Below are 16,082 nucleotides of genomic sequence, written 5' to 3'. Positions count from 1 at the left end.
TCCACCTAGGACAACAGGAAACAAGTAACCCGCGAGTAGAATTGTGGTGCCCGCCGTTTGCCGACGTTGATTCCCGACATGGGTCGCCGACGCTGCCGACCTGCGGAAATTCTCTACCCGGCTGAGTGCCGACCCTTGTTTCCCGGTACTTGTCCATTGCGGCTGGTGACGGCGTTCTTCCTTCCCAGTCGGCCGGAACCGCTGACCAGCGAAGACGTGCCTACTTTGCGTCTGGTGTCCGAGGTAGGAGTCCGGGGCCTACAAGGCGCGCAAGCAGGCGCAGGACGGCGTGAGCGACGTCGAGATCGTCCCGGTGAAGCTGGCCAGTAGCCGCCCCGGTCGCTTTCAGTGGAGGCTTAGTACTGCAACGGTGTTTGCAGTGATGGTTTGTTGGGTTCTGGTGGTGTGTGGCCGTGTCGTTTGTAGTGGCTGAGGCGGGCTTGGAACTGTCGTCTGCGGCGCCAGTTTGACCAGTGCAGGACGTGCTCGATGGGTGCTGGGCGGCTTTCGGGAGCGATCTTCGGTGGGTGTCGCAGAGTCTGGTGGCGGGGCACGGCGGCGTGAGCGGCTGACGTCCGCTCCCCGCGGACGGCGGGTGAATCTGTCGTTAAACGAGACCGAGTTGGAGGTGGTGCGGCTGGCAGCGGGCCGGGAGGGGATGTCGCCGGCGTCGTGGGTGGGACGGCAGGTGATGGCGGTCGCGCAGGGGGGTCCTGGTACCGGTCTCGAGGGACGCCGGGGACGTGCTGCGCGAGACCGTCACCGCGCTGCGCCGTGACCCCTCCTAGACCCCGGGTGCGGGCTTCCCGGACACGGCCACGCGGGTGTTGGAGGAGGCGCTGGGGGCGGTGGCCCGGGTGGATGCGGCCACATGCGCGGTGATGCGGGAGAGGCGCTCCCGCTCGTGATGCCGAAGAAGGCCCCGGGCGGGTCGACGACCGTCGATCTCCTGGACTACCTCTTCGGCCCCGGCGAGCGCGACGAGCACACCGACCCGCACCTCGTCGCCGGCTGGGATCCAGATCTGCCGTGCCGGCCCGCCACCCGGAACGCATCACACGCGCGGACCTGGCGCTGCTCCTGGACGCTCCCGTCGAAGCGTTGCGCGGCGTACGGCCGGCGGAGCACGTGTGGTACGTGCCGGTCCGCAACCAACCCGACGGCCGCACCCAGTCGGACGCCGACTGGGCGGAGGTCGCCGCCGCCATGGTGCACGCCGCGGGCATCGCCGAGCCCGGTGACGAGCAGGCCTGCCGGTGGATCGCGGTGCGGCATGCCACCGACCACATCCACATCCTCGCCACCCTCGCTCGCATCACCCGCAAGGGCAAGCCGCCGGCGTTCGGCAGTGAACAGGGCGGTCTGGCGGGCGTGACACACGGGAAATCGAAGGGACCCTCCGGGAGGATCTTCACGGGGATCCCCCGAGATTGCGAGTGACTCCCGGCGGGGGCCTAGCGGGTCAGCCTCAGCAGGTGGCTGATGTCCCGGTCGAAGGTGAGCTCGCGCAGGATCGTGGTCGGACGCCCGTCCGCCATCCGCCAGATGAAGGTGTAGAGCACCGGCTCGCCGCCCTCGACCCGCCGCATCATGATCGCGGCCTGGTCGCCAAGGTCGGTGGTGGCCGGGAAAGTCACGTCGTCGACGGACTCACCGATCTTCTGCCCTTGCTCGCGCAGCGCCCGGAAGCGGGCCATGAACTGGTCCTTGGTCAGGGTGATCGTCTGCCCTGCCTGGTCGATCCGCACGTTCTGGAACTCGGGATCGTAGATCCGGTCCAGCGCGTCCACGTCCATGGCCAGTCCGGCCTTGAGGTAGGTCCACATGCTGTCCACGAGTGCCTGATTCATGACGCACCTCTCTATAACGTCGTTATATGGAGGTGAATGTAACACCGCTATACGATGGTGTCCATGGACGCAGAGAGGATCGTCAGCCAGAGCCTGGAACTGCTGAAGCAGGAAGGACTGGCCGGTGTGACCTTCCGCAAGCTCACCACCAGCCTCCATGTCACGGCGCCGGCCATCTACTGGCGGTTCAAGGACAAGCGCGAGCTGCTGGAGGCCATGGCCGAGGCGATGCTGCGGGAGGAGTTCGGCGAACTGACGCCGATGCCGCCCGGCCAGGACTGGCGGCCGTGGCTACACGAGATGCTGCGCCGCCTGCGCCGCGCCATGCTCGCTTACCCCGACGGTGCCCGGGTCGTGGCCGGCGCCCGGCCGCCGAACACGCCCACGCTCGCCCGCATCCCCGAATACGGGCTGCGCGCACTGGAAGACGGCGGACTGTCCCTGTCGCAGGCGGCCACCGTCATCTACACCGCCGTCCACTACACCTTCGGCCACGTCATCGAGGAGCAGGACTCCGCCGAAGCCCAGCCCACCGAGGAGTTCGAGCTGGCCTACCCGACCGTGGCTCGCGTCATGAACGAGGGCCGCCGCGTCGGCCTGACCGCCACCGACGTCTTCGATGCGGGCCTGTCCCTGATCATCGGGAACCAGTGAGTACGGCCTGCCGTACTCGACCAGGTCGCATAACCCCTGAAGGACTTACGCGCTTGACCGCTAATGTTCGGCGCCAGAAATTTCAGGGTTAAGTCTGTAGCCTGTTGTCATGTCGCCAGGTCCTCGTGCCGTCGAAGTCCGCCTGTCGGATGAGGAACGCGCCGAGTTGTCCCGCTGGGTGAGTGGGGCGGTGGCGCCGCGGTTCGCGGAGCGGGCGCGCATCGTGCTGGCGTGTGCAGGCGGGGCGCCGAACGCGCAGGTGGCGGTCGAGGTCGGCGTGACCGTAGCGACGGTGAGGAAGTGGCGCGGGAAGTTCGCCGCCGATGGGTTGGCCGGACTCGAGGATGCCGCCCGAATCGGTCGGCCGAAGGCCGATCTGGTTCTGAGTGCGGACGAACGGGGCCAGTTGGTCCGATGGGCTCGGCGCGCGAAGACCGCCCAGTTTCTGGCACTGCGGGCGAGGATCGTGCTGCGTTGCGCGGAGGGCGGGACGAACAGGCAGGCCGCGGTCGAGCTCGGTGTGGATGCCTCGACCGTCGACCGCTGGCGCAGTCGTTTCATCGCCCATCGTCTTGAAGGCCTGGTCGATGAGCCCCGTCCGGGCCGGCCGCCGTCGATTCTCCTTGACCAGGTCGAAGACGTGATCGTGGCGACGCTGGAGTCCACGCCGGGGAAGGATACTCACTGGTCGCGGGCCTCGATGGCAGCTCGGACGGGGCTGTCGAGTCGACCGTCGGCCGGATCTGGAAACGGTTCGAACTCAAGCCGCATCTGCAGGATTCCTTCAAGCTTTCCACCGACCCGCAGTTCGTGGCGAAGGTCGTCGACGTCGTCGGCTTGTATCACAACCCGCCTGAGCGGGCGGTGGTGTTATGCGTGGATGAGAAGAGCCAGATCCAGGCGCTGGACCGTTCACAGCCGGTGCTGCCGATGATGCCGGGCATGCCCGAGCGACGCACCCACGACTACCTGCGGCACGGCATCACGAGCCTCTTCGCCGCGTTCAACGTCGCCGACGGAACCGTCATCAGCGAACTCCACCGCCGCCATCGCGCGATCGAGTTCAAGAAGTTCCTGGTCACCATAGACAAAGCTGTGCCCCGCGAGCTCGACGTGCACCTGGTCTGCGACAACTACGCCACTCACAACACTTCTGAGATCAAGACGTGGCTGGCCAGACACCCCCGCTTCCACGTCCACTTCACCCCCACAGGCTCCTCCTGGATCAACCAGGTCGAGCGGTGGTTCGGTCTGCTGACCGACAAGCTCATCCGCCGCGGAGTCCACACCTCGGTGAAAGCACTGGAAGACGACATCCGGGCCTGGATCGAGACCTGGAACGAGAACCCGAAACCCTTTGCCTGGACGAAGACCGCCGACGAGATTCTCAAGTCCCTCGCCGACTACCTCACCAAGATCACCCCATCCAACCCGGGCAACCAGGCGCAGACTTAACCCTGAGATTTCTGGCGCAGAACACTAGAAGCGGCCGGTGCGCATGTGCTGCGTGAGGTTCTCGGTGACCTCGCGTAGCCACGGGGTGCGGACGGCCGGCAGACGGGCCAGGGTTCGCTGGAAGACCCCCCAGTCGATCCGGAACACGTCATGGACACTCGGCGTGGGCGGGTCGTCGCGAAGGACGCCGTCGGGTACCCGACCCGATGCGGGGACGGGCAGCTGCGGCTCGGGGAAGACCAGCCGGAGCCACACCCCGAACGGCAACGGCACCAGGTACGCCGGAGCGGCGGGGGTCCATGCCTTTCCGGTCTGAGGGTGGGACGGCACGAGGAGGATGTCTGCGTCAGCGTCGCGGGCCGGCTGCCCCGGTCCGGCCAGGACGGCGCGCCGCGTCGGCTTGCCGCCCGGCAGCAGGGTGTCGAGGGCGCGTTGGAACATCGTTGCGGTCAAGCCGTCCTGAACGGCTACCGACTGGCCTTCCGAGGCCACCAGGAGGTGGGCGAGCCCCAGTCCGGCTGCCGCCACCCACTGGGGGCTCCAGTGCCACCGGTCGCTTGCCCGGAACGGCTCTCCCCAGGAGGCGATCGGCTCGGACGGGGGTACACCCGTCCCCTCCGCGAGCAGCTCTCTCCAGGACAGCGGTCCGGCGTCGGCGCCTTCGGCGGGACGGCGGCGCACGGCGTTCGGGGCGAGCCACACCGCCTGCCAGAGCGAGCAGTCGTCGATCCTGCTCGCTAGGGGAAGACCGCATGCCGCGCAGGCCATATTGGGGCCGTCGCCCCCGGCGAAGCCGCAGCAGGCGCCGCCGCGCTTCTCGGGGATCAGCACAGTGCCACGGGTGTCTCCCGGCGCGATGACAACCGCGCCGGGCGCGCCGTCGGACAGGGCCTGGAGCGGCGCGTAGATGCCGCGGGCAGCCGCTTCATCCGGATCGATCTCTTCCCACCTTCGCCACGGTGGCCCCCAGGGCTCCGGTTCCACGGCGAACGTCCCCGATTCCATAAGCACCGGGAGCTGAAGCCCGTTCCCGTACTGCTGACGAGCGTGAGCCGGCAGGGCGACCTGGGACAACGGGGCGGTCAGCTCGGCGCCACACCGCACACACACGAAAACGAACAAACGTCCTCCGCTCGGGAAACAGGGGGCATCGTCGCAGCTCCGTGGCAGACCGGCCAACGTGTTTTCAATCCGCTGTGGAGCCGAGGCACAGCCACGACGCCGAGCAGCACCGCTCGAATCCTCGGCGGGCTCTGGCGTCTCCTCCGGAGCGAAGAGCCCGACGCTCCGGCACCAGGTGCTGGAGGGGGGAGTCTCCGTCGAGGAACTCAAAGGGGGAAGCGGTTCAGGCAGCGAAGCAGTTCCTTAGCAAGGGGTCGGCAGCCTAAGCGGGGCCCTGGCCAGCGGTTCGTTCTCGCCACCGGGATCACCCGCGAGCCGATCCGGTCACTCGGCGTGGCTGCACCACAGAAGCTGGCTCTGTCGCTAATTTGGGGGTAACGGCCTCTTGATCATGGTGAGAGCAGGATGCGGCGTCGTAGGAGATCGAAGTTGGCGCGGCCGTACATCTGTCTCTTCAGGAGCTTGACCCGCGTGACGTTGCCCTCGACCGCTCCGGAAGTGTAGGTCGTGGTGAGGGCGGCCTGGATGGCCGCGCGGTCGCGTCGCATGCCATTGGCCAGGGTGCGGAGTTCGCGTTGTCCATCGAGGCGGACGTCGGCCATCCAGACGTCGAGAGCGAGGTGTTCACTGCGGCGGTCGCGGACCATGAGTGCCAGGCGGCGTGCGTAAGCGACGGTCGTCGCCAGCGCTGGGTTCCGCTCGCACAGCTCGTCGAGACCCTTTCGCTCAACATCGTTGAGGCGCTCGGGTCGGCGCATGATCCAGTCGGTGACCCTGCGGACGGTCAGGTGTGGCAAGGGGGCGGTGAGTGGGATCGCGCCGTGGCGGTAGGGCTTCAGGTGCCGGCGGACGGTGTTGACGTTGCCGCGGTAGCCCAGCCGCTGGATTTCCCGGGTGAGCGCGGAGGCGTTGGTGCAGCCTTCCATCCAGCGATGGTGCAGGTAGAGGCGGTAATCATCGATCAGCGCGGGTCGATGAATGGCCGCGAGGAGAAGCTCATCGACTTCTGCGGCGTGCGCGAAGCGGTTGACTGTGCCGCGGCTGAGCCGCAGGTCGCGTGCGATGGCGCGAAGGCTGTCGCCACGTTGGATGCGTTCGTGGATCTGTTGGTGGCGTTCGCGGGTGCGGGCGACCAGAGGTCGTGGCCGCCCGTTGAGGTCCAGCTCTTCGCGGTCGCGGCCCTCGGAGGCCGGGCCGTCGTCGGTCCGGTCATCGTGTGAGGTGAGAGGCTGTCGCAGGTCAGCGCGATGCCGTCCGATGACCCGTTCGACTGCTTGCGCCAGGTTGTTCAGGAGGTGCCAGGCATCGGCTACCTGCATGGCCTGCGGGGCACCGACCTGGGCCCCGTCTCGGTAGGAGCCTGCACGGTCACGGCAGACGATCCGGACCTCAGGATGGTTTTGCAGCCAGGACGCGAAAGTCGCTGCGGCCCGGTCGGCCAGGACGTCGATCGGGCGGTGGGTTGCCATGTCGATGAGGATCGTCGCGTAGGTCCGTCCCCTGCGAACGGCGAAGTCGTCGACGCCGAGATGCGGCACCGATCCCGACGAGGGGAGCGGCAGCTTACGGATCAGCCGGAGCAGAGTGTCCTTGCAGGTGTCGATGGTCATGCGCTGGAACAGGCGAGCGCCTGGCCGGCCGCCCAGGAACAGGGCCACGTCGGTGAGCTGGGCGGTGAGTGCGTCGGTGCGGCGTGCATGGCGATGCGTCAGGCCCGGTATCTGTTCGGCGAACGTCCGGCGGTCACACTGCTCGTTCCCGCAGACGAGTCGACGCGCCCGTAGCTCGATCCGCACACGCCGGCCGGCGACCGGACGATCCGCCAGAGTCCGCTGGTAGTAGCAGTGCACTCTCGAAGATCTCCGCCCGCATCCGGGACAGGCCGCCGACACGGCCCTTGATCGCACGGCGACCCGGACCTCCACATCCGTCAGAACCAGCTGGTCGATCTCCACTGCGACACCCGGCAGAAGAAGATCCCCGACCTGAACCCCACCCATCACACCGGATAGTTGCCCAACTACCCCCAAATTAGCGACAGAGCCCAGAAGCTGAGCCAGAACCCGTTTTAGTGGACAAAGCGACTCCAAAGGCGGTCCGCCCGGTCGACGTGCGAAGGGCTCCCGGGCGGACTCCGCTTCCCACGCTGCGGCCTGGCTCGCCGCGGCGCAGGAGGCACGGCCGAGGCCTGGGCTGAACGGCGCAGCACTTCGATCGTCGTGTCCGCTCGCACCCGGGAAGCGCGCCGTGCCGCACTCGGTCATTGCCTAGGTTTGGGGTGAGGGACGAACGGCAGTATCTAAGAACAACCCCGGATAGGTGCTCTCAACGGCCGACTTCAGGATCTTGGCGTGCTTCGGGCAGAACTGGGAGATGTCGTCCTCGAACACCATCTCCCCGTCGTCCTTCACCAGTTCCTTCGTCGCCAGCCACTGCGCCGGCGATTTCCCTTCCATCTCCTGCTCGTCCAGCACCCCGCAGTACCGCTTCATCGCGTCGACGGCCGTCGCTGTGCCCCGCCCGTCGAAGTGGAACGACGTGCCCAGCACCCTCGCGTCGTGTCCTCTTCTGGCGTCGACCAGACAAAGCGACGTGGTATCAGGGCGGCGATGCCGGCTACATCGAGTACCCCAGCCACCGGTACTGAGCGCGGAATCGGCCTGCCTACTCCTCATCGGCCTCCTGGGCGGCGGCTTCGTTGGCGAAGTCGATCTCGACCATGTGCTCCTCCGCCCAGGTCCGCAGCCCCGCAAGCACGGCTTCCAGGGACAGCCCGAGTCCGGTGAGTCGGTAGAAGACCCGCGGCGGCACGGCGGGTTCGACCCTGCGCGCCACCAGCCCGTCGCGGGTCAGGTTTCGCAGCGTCACGGACAGCATCTTCTGTGACACGCCGGGCATCCGGCGTCTCAGCTCCGCGAAGCGCACCTCGTCCGGTGCGGCATCGGCGAGCGTCTTGACGGCCATGGACGTCCACTTCGTACCGATGCGGTCCAACAACTGCCGTGTCGGGCAATGGGGATCGAACAGATCGCCGCGTACGCCGTGACCAGGGGCCCGGGCTCCTCGGGTGGTCACCTGTGGCTCACCACCTTCCCTGAAAGTGCCGTCTAGGAAGCGGTCGGTCAGTTACCTATCGTTCTGTGGTCACCAATGGTAACCACAAGGGAGGAGCCATCATGCCCGTCACCACCGCACACCACCTGCGCCGCATCGCGACGAACGGCGTCCAACTCAATGTCGCAATCGCCGGGCAGGGACCTGCGGTTCTCCTGCTGCACGGCTTCCCGCACACCTGGCAACTCTGGAGCGGCATCATGGGCCGACTGGCCGGGCAGTACCGGGTCATCGCACCAGACCTTCGAGGCTTCGGTGCCAGTGCCCGCGCCGTCGAGGGCTACGACGCAGGCACCCTCGCTGCCGACGCCGAAGGGCTGCTCGACGTACTTGGCGAGCCTTCGGCAGCGGTGGTCGGCATCGACGCGGGCACGGCCCCCGCCGTCCTGCTCGCGCTGCGCCGGCCAGGCCTCGTCCGGCGCCTGGTCGTGATGGAGGCACTGCTCGGCCGCCTGCCCGGAGCAGAGGACGTCGTCGCGGGCGGTGCCCCGTGGTGGTTCGGCTTCCACGCCGTCCCCGGCCTCGCCGAGACCGTCCTGGCCGGTAACGAGGCCCCGTACGTCGACTGGTTCCTCAACTCGGGGACGCTCGGGCGAGGAGTACCCGACGATATCCGTGCGGCCTTCGTCCACGCGTACACCGGGGGTGAGGCCCTGCGCTGTGCGTTCTCCTATTACCGGGCCCTGCCCACCAGCGCGCAGCAGATCCAGGACGCAGCCGCGACGGCTCGGCTGACCATGCCCACCATGGCCGTCGGGTCCCGTCCCGTCGGCCGCGGGCTCGATCGCCAACTCCGTCCCATTGCCGATGACCTGGTCGGATACCACCTTCAGAACTGCGGCCACATCATCCCCCTGGACCGACCCGACAGGTTGTTCGCGCTCCTTGCTCCCTTCCTCTCCGCCGATCTGCCGAAGTGACCGGAGCGGGGCCGAAGGATCACGGTCGGCGGTTCGGGAGGGCCGTACGCGGCAAACTCTTCGTCATCGGCCCGGTCCGCAACGGCGAGGCGGTCACGGAGGGCGTGGAGCCGGAACTCGTTGCGGCCATCCGCCTGCCGAGGCCTTCGAGCTCGTTGGTGTGCGGTGGTGAGAGGCCGCGTGGACGTCAATCAGATCGCCGACGGCACCGCGGTCGGCCAGGGTGCGGACCTTGGTGCCGATGACGACGGCCGGGCCGGCCGGCCGCGTGTCGTGGCGCTCCGGGCGGGGTGCGCGTGCGGATGGCGTGGTGCTGCCGAATACCCGCTGGACTGGGCGACGGTCAGTGACCGGCCGCTGTACGAGGCGGACATCGGCCTGACCGGACCGCTGGCGGAATGGACCGCGCACCTGTCCCTCGTCCGCGACAAGGCGGAATTGCTGCCCGAGTGTTAGACGACTCTCTGTGTGAGCACGTAGGTGAGGGTTCGCGACGTTCACGTTGAACATGATTGATGATCTTGCTGGGAAGGTTCGTGCTGGTTCGTGTGCGACGACAGCGTGCACACGGCGAGGTGGGGCGTGAAGTCTGCGAAGTAGGCTGGCGTGTCGAACAAAGGAGCACTACGCATGACCTTCCGCTTGAGAGCGATCAGCCGTGACGAGCATCTGGCCTTCATCAAGGGTCGGTCTTCCGCGAGTCATATGCAGGTGCCCTCGTGGGGGGATGTGAAGCCGGACTGGCGGGCGGAGAGCCTCGGATGGATCGACGAGATTGGACAGATCGCCGGCGTGGCGCTCGTGTTGTTCCGGCCGTTGCCGAAGGTCAAGCGGTACCTGGCCTACCTTCCCGAAGGTCCGGTCATCGACTGGTACGCCCCAGACCTTGAGCGGTGGCTCGAGCCGATGCTGGCCTATCTCAAGACCCGCGGCGCGTTCTCGGTGAAGATGGGTCCGCCCGTGATCGTGCGGCGCTGGGATGCGGGAACGGTCAAGGACGCCATTGCGGACCCGCAGGCAGGCCGGCTGCGCGATGTTGAGGCCAGCTCGTGCGAGCCGCGGGCTTTCGATGTCGCTGACCGGCTGCGCCGATTGGGATGGCAGCAGGGCGAAGTGGGCGGTGAGGACGGGTTCAGCGCGGGGCAGCCGCGCTATGTCTTCCAGGTCCCGCTCGCCGGAAAGTCCCTGGAGGAGGTCCAGCGCGGCTTCAACCAGCAGTGGCGCCGCAACGTCAAGAAGGCCGAGAAGGCCGGCGTCAAGGTCGTCCAGGGCGGCTACGAGGACCTGCCCGCCTTCTACGAGATCTATAGGGAGACCGCGGAGCGCGACCGGTTCATCCCCAGGCCGCTGGCCTATTTTCAGCGGATGTGGACCGCGCTCCGGGCGGAGGACGCCGACCGGATGCGGCTGTATCTGGCCCATCACGAGGGTGAGGTGCTGGCCGCGGCCACGATGCTGACCGTTGGTGAGCACGTCTGGTACTCCTACGGGGCCTCCACTAGCCGCAAGCGGGAAGTCCAGCCGAACAACGCGATCCAGTGGCGGATGATGTCCGACGCCCACGAACTGGGCGCGAGCGTCTACGACCTGCGTGGCATCACCGACACCCTGGAGGAGTCCAACCACCTGCTCGGCCTGCTCCGGTTCAAGGTCGGCACCGGCGGCCAGGCCGCCGAGTACCTCGGCGAGTGGGACTTCCCGCTCAACAGGCTCCTCCACAAAGCCCTCGACCTTTACATGTCTCGCCGCTGAGCTGAGGGGCGCCCACGCGCTGATCGTGGACACGGATCCGGTCTCGGTGGAACGACAGCTGAGGGACGGCCGGTTGGTGTGTCCCTCCTGCTCGGCCCACTCGCACCCGTGGGGACACGGGCGCCTCGCACCGTCCGGGGTGATCTCGGGTCCCGGCTGTTTCTGCGGCCACGTCGTACGCGTTGTTCCGGCTGCCAGGTCACGCACATTCTGCTGGCGCAGGCCCTCTGGCCGCGTCGGGTGGATGCGGCCGTGGTGATCGGGGCCTGCCTGGAGATAGCGGCGTTGGGTATGGGGCACCGCCAGGTCGCCGCCCGTCTGGGCTTGGCCGAGGGCACGGTCCGTGGCTGGTTGCGGGCGTTCGCCGGGCGGGCGCAGGACGTGCGACGCCACTTCACCGTCGCTCTTGTCGCACTCGCCGATGACCCGGTGATGCCGGATGCGACACAGTCGACGCTCGCTGATGCCGTCTCGGCGGTCGCCGCGGCCCATCGGGCCGCCTCGGCCAAGTGGCCGCAGATGCTCACGGTGTCGCGGTGGGAGTTCGCCGGCCGGGCCATAGACAGCACGGTCCTGGCCTCGCCTTCTACAGCCATTTGATCAACACGGGCCGCCCCTGGGCGGGATCTGGAGGTGCCGCAAGGCTTGATCGCGTCCGCCGGCGAAGCGGCGGGCTCTGTTCGAGACGCGAGGTGGGTTGCCTATGCCACCGAGTGAGGACGAGGACCGTCGCCGGGCTGAGCGGGCCCGGCAGGTGGGCCTGTTCCGCTACGGCTTGGTCCAGGACCTGATCGACACGAAGCTCACGACACGCCAGCGCGGCACGCTGGACCGCTCGCGGGCCTCCACTTCAGCCTCACGCTGGGGGAAGCCGAGCCCACCGACGACGACATTCTCCCCGCCCGGGTCCTGACGGAAGCCGTCGCCGCGGCGATCCTCAACCAACCCGACTTCTACGCCGCCAGGCCCGCGCGAGGACACCATCACCGTCCAGACCCGCAGCGGCATCCGCCACCCCTTGGTCCTCGGCGCCGGCCACGGCAGCCCCGACCACGACCGCACGCCGTCCGCCCCGGCCGACGCCGAGGGCTCGGAGATGGCCAAGCTCCGCCGAGAAATGCACCGTCGCATGCTCGGGAACGGGTACTGCGCTAGCCCGATCGAGATGGACTGCCACTTCGAGTCGATCTGCGAGTCCTGCACGTTCTTCGTCACCACGATCGAGTTCCGTCCAACGCTCGAACGCCAGCGGGACGACGCGGCAGCGAAGGGGCAGGTTGCCCGCGAGTAGATCTTCGACGGGCTCCTTCGCCGACTCGACGAACCGGCCGGGTGACGACGTCACAGGGCAGGACGCCAGAATCCGGTGCTCCTATATCGCCACCAGGAAAGGACAGTGCGGTCGTCAGGCCAGGCGGCTAGCTGCACGGCCTTGGGCTCGAAGCGATCGCGGTCTGTATCGATGGGACGCCGGCTCGAGTCCAGCGGCTCGTCGTCCTCGGGATACCTGACGTGTTCCATGGACCGTTCGTCGCATGCTCCGTAGTCCTGGAAGTTCTGCTGGGCCTCGATCAGGGAAGGCCTGTTGGCGCCACCTGAGTAGTCCGGCCAGCGCAGCTGGATGTCGTCGTCCTCCCAGAAACAGACCGGGCAGATCTGATACGAGCCTGGCCCGTCGTTCATCGTCAGGTGGCCGCAGCACACGCAGGGATACTTCAGGATCACGTCCGACATCCTGCCGGATGCCTACGTGAAGCCCCAGCGGGTTTCCGGGGCTTGACATCGAGACCCGCATATTAGAGGGGTGCCGACCGGGAATGTCCGCTACGACAACCGTAGGGCCGCCGTCGCCCAGGTGCTGGGCCTCTCACGCAGCCGGGTGGAGGCCGAACGCTGGACCGCCTTCCGCTCGCACTACGGACTGGAAGCCTTCTACTGCCAGCCCGGCATCCGCGGCGCCCACGAGAAGGGCGGCGTCGAAGGCCAGACCGGCTGGTTTCGCCGCAACCACATCGTCCCCGTCCCCGAAGTCGACACGCTCGCCGAGCTCAACGCCATGATCGACCGATGGGACCAGGAGGACGACGGCCCCGCATCCGGTCCCGGCCGCACACGATCGGCGAGTACTTCGCGACGGAACAGCCGCTGCTGGCACCGCTGCCGGAAGATCCTTCGAGACCGGCAGGCTCTCCACATCGCGGGTCGACCGCTACAGCCAGATCTGCGTCCGGATGAACCGCTACTCGGTGCCGGTCCGGCTGATTTGACGGACCGTCCGCGTCATGCTCCACGCCTCCGAGCTGGTGGTCTACGACGGCCGCGAAGAAGTCGCCCGCCACGAACGGCTCATCGCCCGCGGTGCCACCCGCCTCGAACTCGACCACTACCTCGAGGCCCTGATTCGGAAACCGGGTGCCCTGCCCGGCGCCACCGCCCTCGACCAGGCCCGGGCCGCCGGGCGATTCACGCCCATCCACGACCCCTCGCACCGAGATGCCGCCGCCCGCGGCCCGGGTGCCGCCGCGGACCCGGCCGCGTTCGTCGGTGATCAGCACGGACGTTCCGGCCCACAGGGCGGCCGAGGCGCGTAAGGCCCCGTACTCCTCGTCGGTCACTATCGTGCCGGGTGAGGCGTCAGGGGAGGGCGTGGTGGTCATCTCGTCTTCCGATCGTGCGGGCGAGATCATGCGGACGGTGGGCCGGTCAGGCGACGAGCTGGTGCGTATCGCCCGGCGCGGGGCCGGGGGAGAGCCGGGTGAAGTACTCGGTGCTGATGATCTGGTTGCGTTCCGGTTCGGGCAGGCGGGCGAGCAGGCCGGGCAGGGGCCGCGGGCGGGCGACCTCGCTGCGGTGGGCGCAGATCGCCTCCCACTTCACCGCGGCCCACGGCGAGACGTTGACGCTCGTGGTCACGTACGCGTCCGGCACCGCGAGGAGCGTCTTGCCCACGCTCTGAAGGAGCGGGCCGAGCCGGCCCATCCCGGATTCGGAGTGCGTGGCCGCGTACAGCGCGGCAGGTTGCCAGGGCTCCCCGGCGTCGGGATACAGGTGTGGCAGGGCGGCGGCCTCGACGGCGAGGAGGGTGATCTGGTGGGCGCGCCGGTGGTCCCGGTGGCCCGTGAGCTGGCCCAGGGCGTCGTGGCCGATGACGATGTCGGGCCGGACTTCGCGGATGTGTGCGACCAGGCGTCCGACGGTTTCGTCGAGGGGCGCTCGACGAGGCGTACGGCTCCGATGGGCGTTGAGGCGGGGTTGCGGGCATCGGCGTAGCCGAGCAGCCGCGGTGAGCCGGCTCCAAGAACTGCGAGGGCGTCCGAGAGTTCGGGGGCTCGCTGGCTCGTTGGCGCCCAGGTGACGGTGACGACGGAGGTGCGGGCGCCGGCGGCGTGGTGCTGTGCGGGCACGCCTCCGGCCAGCAGACTCTCGTCGTCGGGATGGGCGAACACCCCCATCAGCGAAGGCAAAGTCGGCTGGTTCATGGCGAAGAAGACTCCTCGTTGTGGCGGATGGGGCAAAGAGGTCAGATGATCGGCGGCCGCCCGGCGGCGGTGAGCCGGTAGATGGTGCGCCGGCTCATCGGACGCCGCCGCTGCGTACGTCGGGTCGTCCACCCTTCGCGCATGCCGCGCAGCGTCTGGCCCAGTCCGCCACCGCGCACGGCCCGGACCAGGGTGATCGTGGTCCAAACGCTCAGGTAGACGGGGAGGAGCGGGGCGGGGAGGTTGCGGTGGGCGATCCAGATCCTGTTGCGGGCGGATAGCCGGTGGTAGAGCGCATGACGGGCGGGTTCGGTGAGTGGGTGGTGCATGCGGATCGACGCCGCGTACCAGCCGCTCCAGCCCGCCTCGTACAGTCGCCAGGCCAGGTCGAACCCTTCGTGATATAGGAATAGGTGATCTTCCCACCCGCCTACCGCGTCGAAGGCGTCGCGCCGGATCAGGACGACGCCTTCGGTCATCGAAGCGACCTTCCCCGGCCGCCCCGGGTTCGAGGCGCGCAGCCGGGGGACCCAGCGGCGTGGCGTGGTCACATCGTCCGGGCCGGTCAGCCGGGGCTGAACCCAGGCGGCTTCTGGGTGCCGCTCGGCCTCGGCGACGAGTCGGGCCAGGACGTCGGGGCGGGGAAAGCTGGCGTCGTTGTCGAGGAAGTAGAGCCAGGCGGCGGGATCGCCCGCGTTGCGCAGCGCGGCGGCGCCAGCGTTGCGGCCACCGGGGATACCGATGTTCTCGGGCAGGGACACGGTGAGCGCACCGGGTGGCACGACCTCGGGCTTGCAGCCGTTTCCGACCACCAGCACCCGCACGTCGACGCCGCTCTGGGCAAGAAGTGTCGCCTGCGCGGCTGCTTCCTCGGCAGGGCGGTCGTTCATGGTCAGAACGACGACGTCGACGCGTGGGCGGGGCATGGGTTCCTCCAGGCCGTCGGGGCCGTGTTGTGGTCAGGGCGTGGGGACGGGGATGCCGGTGAGGTGCTCGGCCTGGCGGGCGACGAGCGGGGCGAGGTGAGGGTGGACGCACCGGGAGCACGCTTGGAGGAGTTGCCCGAGGGCGATGAGCTCCCCGGTCCGGCCGGCGTCCGTGTCGAGGACGTGGGCGAACTCGTGCCGGATCCGGGCGGCGGTCGCCGGTGCGGCCAGCGAGTACGCGTGAAGCAGACCCAGGTCGTAGCCGACGGGCAGGCGGCCCCAGTTCTCCCAGTCGCGCAGGACCAGGGGCGCGCGGGTGAGGTTCGCCCAGTGCAGATCGGCGTGCCCGGTCGTCGTATCGCGGATACGGACGGGGTAGATGCCGAGGAAGCGGCGGAGGTTCCGGTCGACCCAGTTCTGCCGTACGGATTCCCGGTCGGTGGGCACCATAGCGAGCGCGCCGAGCGCGGACTTCAGCTCCGCCCACCACGAGTCGGGCAGAGCGATGTCCTGGTCGAGGGCGGGAGTGCTGCTGGTGACCGGTGGGACGGACACGTACTCGGTGAGCTCGGCCTGGTAGGCAGTGTCCCGGGAGGTCCAGTCGAGGACGTCGCGAAGCCGGGGCCGCGGTACCGTCCGTGGCACGTGCGTGTCCGCGGTCGCCGTCCCCTCCACAGCCGTCCGCCCGCCTTGTCCACCTCGGCGGAGACGATGCGCAGCCAGCAATCCTCGGCCCGGCGCCCCAGGGTGCGGCCCTGCCACCCCCACACCGCCGGCCCCGACGCGGACACCTGGGGCTGCTTCGCGGCG

The 16,082-nt window shown here is 68.4% G+C and carries 18 protein-coding genes and 3 pseudogenes; 9 read left to right on the top strand and 12 right to left on the bottom strand.

Features of this window, described 5'->3' with window-relative positions:
• Positions 1–784: 784 nt before the first annotated feature.
• Positions 785–988: a hypothetical protein gene (locus OG386_RS01660; protein WP_328786389.1), complete on the bottom strand. Its 204-nt coding sequence runs from the start codon at positions 986–988 to the stop codon at positions 785–787.
• Positions 989–1,029: 41 nt separating this feature from the next.
• Here OG386_RS01660 and OG386_RS01655 point away from each other — a divergent pair, with 41 nt between their 5' ends.
• Positions 1,030–1,440, top strand: a complete 411-nt coding sequence (locus tag OG386_RS01655; protein WP_328786388.1) for a hypothetical protein — start codon at positions 1,030–1,032, stop codon at positions 1,438–1,440.
• 14 nt (positions 1,441–1,454) lie between these two features.
• On the opposite strand, the gene OG386_RS01650 is transcribed toward OG386_RS01655, so the two are convergent.
• The gene (locus OG386_RS01650) at positions 1,455–1,850 is read right to left on the bottom strand and encodes a hypothetical protein (protein ID WP_328786386.1); all 396 of its coding nucleotides are present in this window, start codon (positions 1,848–1,850) and stop codon (positions 1,455–1,457) included.
• A 63-nt stretch (positions 1,851–1,913) separates the two neighbouring features.
• Here OG386_RS01650 and OG386_RS01645 point away from each other — a divergent pair, with 63 nt between their 5' ends.
• Positions 1,914–2,504, top strand: coding sequence for a TetR/AcrR family transcriptional regulator C-terminal domain-containing protein (locus OG386_RS01645; protein ID WP_328786385.1), 591 nt, complete (start codon positions 1,914–1,916; stop codon positions 2,502–2,504).
• A gap of 109 nt (positions 2,505–2,613) precedes the next feature.
• Positions 2,614–3,959 (top strand): annotated as a pseudogene (locus tag OG386_RS01640) (IS630 family transposase).
• 24 nt (positions 3,960–3,983) lie between these two features.
• Here the strand turns inward: OG386_RS01640 and OG386_RS01635 are convergent.
• The 4 genes from OG386_RS01635 to OG386_RS01620 all read right to left on the bottom strand — a co-directional run bounded on the left by OG386_RS01635 (position 3,984) and on the right by OG386_RS01620 (position 8,156).
• Entirely contained in the window at positions 3,984–5,081 is a 1,098-nt protein-coding gene (locus OG386_RS01635; RefSeq protein ID WP_328786384.1) for a hypothetical protein, read from the bottom strand.
• A gap of 389 nt (positions 5,082–5,470) precedes the next feature.
• Positions 5,471–7,081, bottom strand: coding sequence for an ISL3 family transposase (locus OG386_RS01630; protein WP_328786298.1), 1,611 nt, complete (start codon positions 7,079–7,081; stop codon positions 5,471–5,473).
• A 267-nt stretch (positions 7,082–7,348) separates the two neighbouring features.
• On the bottom strand, positions 7,349–7,630 hold the full coding sequence (locus OG386_RS01625; protein WP_328786383.1) for a hypothetical protein: 282 nt from the start codon (positions 7,628–7,630) through the stop codon (positions 7,349–7,351).
• A 115-nt stretch (positions 7,631–7,745) separates the two neighbouring features.
• A complete protein-coding gene (locus OG386_RS01620) occupies positions 7,746–8,156 on the bottom strand; it encodes a winged helix-turn-helix transcriptional regulator (protein WP_328786382.1) in 411 nt (136 codons plus the stop codon).
• Between the two features lie 101 nt (positions 8,157–8,257).
• Here OG386_RS01620 and OG386_RS01615 point away from each other — a divergent pair, with 101 nt between their 5' ends.
• The gene (locus OG386_RS01615; RefSeq protein WP_328786381.1) at positions 8,258–9,115 is read left to right on the top strand and encodes an alpha/beta fold hydrolase; all 858 of its coding nucleotides are present in this window, start codon (positions 8,258–8,260) and stop codon (positions 9,113–9,115) included.
• Here the strand turns inward: OG386_RS01615 and OG386_RS46765 are convergent.
• A pseudogene (locus OG386_RS46765) lies at positions 9,025–9,361 on the bottom strand (hypothetical protein); the annotation flags it as partial. The gene OG386_RS01615 and the pseudogene OG386_RS46765 sit on opposite strands and share 91 nt — an antisense overlap.
• On the opposite strand from OG386_RS46765, the gene OG386_RS01605 reads away from it, so the two are divergent.
• The 3 genes from OG386_RS01605 to OG386_RS01595 all read left to right on the top strand — a co-directional run bounded on the left by OG386_RS01605 (position 9,296) and on the right by OG386_RS01595 (position 11,467).
• Positions 9,296–9,571 carry a hypothetical protein gene (locus tag OG386_RS01605; RefSeq protein ID WP_328793575.1) on the top strand — a complete coding sequence of 92 codons (276 nt, stop codon included), beginning with the start codon at positions 9,296–9,298 and terminating at the stop codon, positions 9,569–9,571. The pseudogene OG386_RS46765 and the gene OG386_RS01605 sit on opposite strands and share 66 nt — an antisense overlap.
• A gap of 174 nt (positions 9,572–9,745) precedes the next feature.
• Positions 9,746–10,867, top strand: coding sequence for a lipid II:glycine glycyltransferase FemX (locus tag OG386_RS01600; protein ID WP_328786380.1), 1,122 nt, complete (start codon positions 9,746–9,748; stop codon positions 10,865–10,867).
• A gap of 252 nt (positions 10,868–11,119) precedes the next feature.
• Positions 11,120–11,467 (top strand): hypothetical protein, encoded by a 348-nt coding sequence (locus tag OG386_RS01595; RefSeq protein ID WP_328786379.1) that lies wholly within the window; start codon positions 11,120–11,122, stop codon positions 11,465–11,467.
• A gap of 168 nt (positions 11,468–11,635) precedes the next feature.
• Here OG386_RS01595 and OG386_RS01590 read toward each other — a convergent pair whose 3' ends face one another.
• Positions 11,636–11,875: a hypothetical protein gene (locus tag OG386_RS01590; RefSeq protein ID WP_328786378.1), complete on the bottom strand. Its 240-nt coding sequence runs from the start codon at positions 11,873–11,875 to the stop codon at positions 11,636–11,638.
• Between the two features lie 10 nt (positions 11,876–11,885).
• Here OG386_RS01590 and OG386_RS01585 point away from each other — a divergent pair, with 10 nt between their 5' ends.
• The gene (locus OG386_RS01585; protein WP_328786377.1) at positions 11,886–12,158 is read left to right on the top strand and encodes a hypothetical protein; all 273 of its coding nucleotides are present in this window, start codon (positions 11,886–11,888) and stop codon (positions 12,156–12,158) included.
• Positions 12,159–12,208: 50 nt separating this feature from the next.
• On the opposite strand, the gene OG386_RS01580 is transcribed toward OG386_RS01585, so the two are convergent.
• Positions 12,209–12,601 (bottom strand): CPCC family cysteine-rich protein, encoded by a 393-nt coding sequence (locus OG386_RS01580; protein ID WP_328786376.1) that lies wholly within the window; start codon positions 12,599–12,601, stop codon positions 12,209–12,211.
• 548 nt (positions 12,602–13,149) lie between these two features.
• Here OG386_RS01580 and OG386_RS01575 point away from each other — a divergent pair.
• Positions 13,150–13,458: a hypothetical protein gene (locus OG386_RS01575; protein ID WP_328786375.1), complete on the top strand. Its 309-nt coding sequence runs from the start codon at positions 13,150–13,152 to the stop codon at positions 13,456–13,458.
• A 112-nt stretch (positions 13,459–13,570) separates the two neighbouring features.
• Here OG386_RS01575 and OG386_RS01570 read toward each other — a convergent pair.
• From OG386_RS01570 to OG386_RS01560, 3 genes and pseudogenes are all read right to left on the bottom strand, one after another.
• Positions 13,571–14,346 (bottom strand): annotated as a pseudogene (locus tag OG386_RS01570) (PIG-L deacetylase family protein).
• A gap of 41 nt (positions 14,347–14,387) precedes the next feature.
• Complete coding sequence (locus OG386_RS01565) at positions 14,388–15,272, bottom strand: glycosyltransferase family 2 protein (RefSeq protein ID WP_328786374.1); 885 nt, start codon at positions 15,270–15,272, stop codon at positions 14,388–14,390.
• Between the two features lie 33 nt (positions 15,273–15,305).
• Positions 15,306–15,917: a hypothetical protein gene (locus tag OG386_RS01560; protein ID WP_328786373.1), complete on the bottom strand. Its 612-nt coding sequence runs from the start codon at positions 15,915–15,917 to the stop codon at positions 15,306–15,308.
• Positions 15,918–16,082 lie beyond the last annotated feature (165 nt).

This window comes from Streptomyces sp. NBC_00273, from assembly GCF_036178145.1.
GTDB lineage: Bacteria > Actinomycetota > Actinomycetes > Streptomycetales > Streptomycetaceae > Streptomyces.
This window is presented reverse-complemented; position numbering and strand designations above follow the sequence as displayed.

Excerpts from the sequence above, each read along its gene's own strand:
- OG386_RS01650 (WP_328786386.1), bottom strand. The coding sequence starts at position 1,850 with ATGAATCAGGCACTCGTGGACAGCATGTGGACCTACCTCAAGGCCGGA.
- OG386_RS01645 (WP_328786385.1), top strand. The coding sequence starts at position 1,914 with ATGGACGCAGAGAGGATCGTCAGCCAGAGCCTGGAACTGCTGAAGCAG.
- OG386_RS01630 (WP_328786298.1), bottom strand. The coding sequence starts at position 7,081 with ATGGGTGGGGTTCAGGTCGGGGATCTTCTTCTGCCGGGTGTCGCAGTG.
- OG386_RS01615 (WP_328786381.1), top strand. The coding sequence starts at position 8,258 with ATGCCCGTCACCACCGCACACCACCTGCGCCGCATCGCGACGAACGGC.
- OG386_RS01600 (WP_328786380.1), top strand. The coding sequence starts at position 9,746 with ATGACCTTCCGCTTGAGAGCGATCAGCCGTGACGAGCATCTGGCCTTC.
- OG386_RS01590 (WP_328786378.1), bottom strand. The coding sequence starts at position 11,875 with ATGCCGCTGCGGGTCTGGACGGTGATGGTGTCCTCGCGCGGGCCTGGC.
- OG386_RS01580 (WP_328786376.1), bottom strand. The coding sequence starts at position 12,601 with ATGTCGGACGTGATCCTGAAGTATCCCTGCGTGTGCTGCGGCCACCTG.
- OG386_RS01575 (WP_328786375.1), top strand. The coding sequence starts at position 13,150 with ATGCTCCACGCCTCCGAGCTGGTGGTCTACGACGGCCGCGAAGAAGTC.
- OG386_RS01565 (WP_328786374.1), bottom strand. The coding sequence starts at position 15,272 with ATGCCCCGCCCACGCGTCGACGTCGTCGTTCTGACCATGAACGACCGC.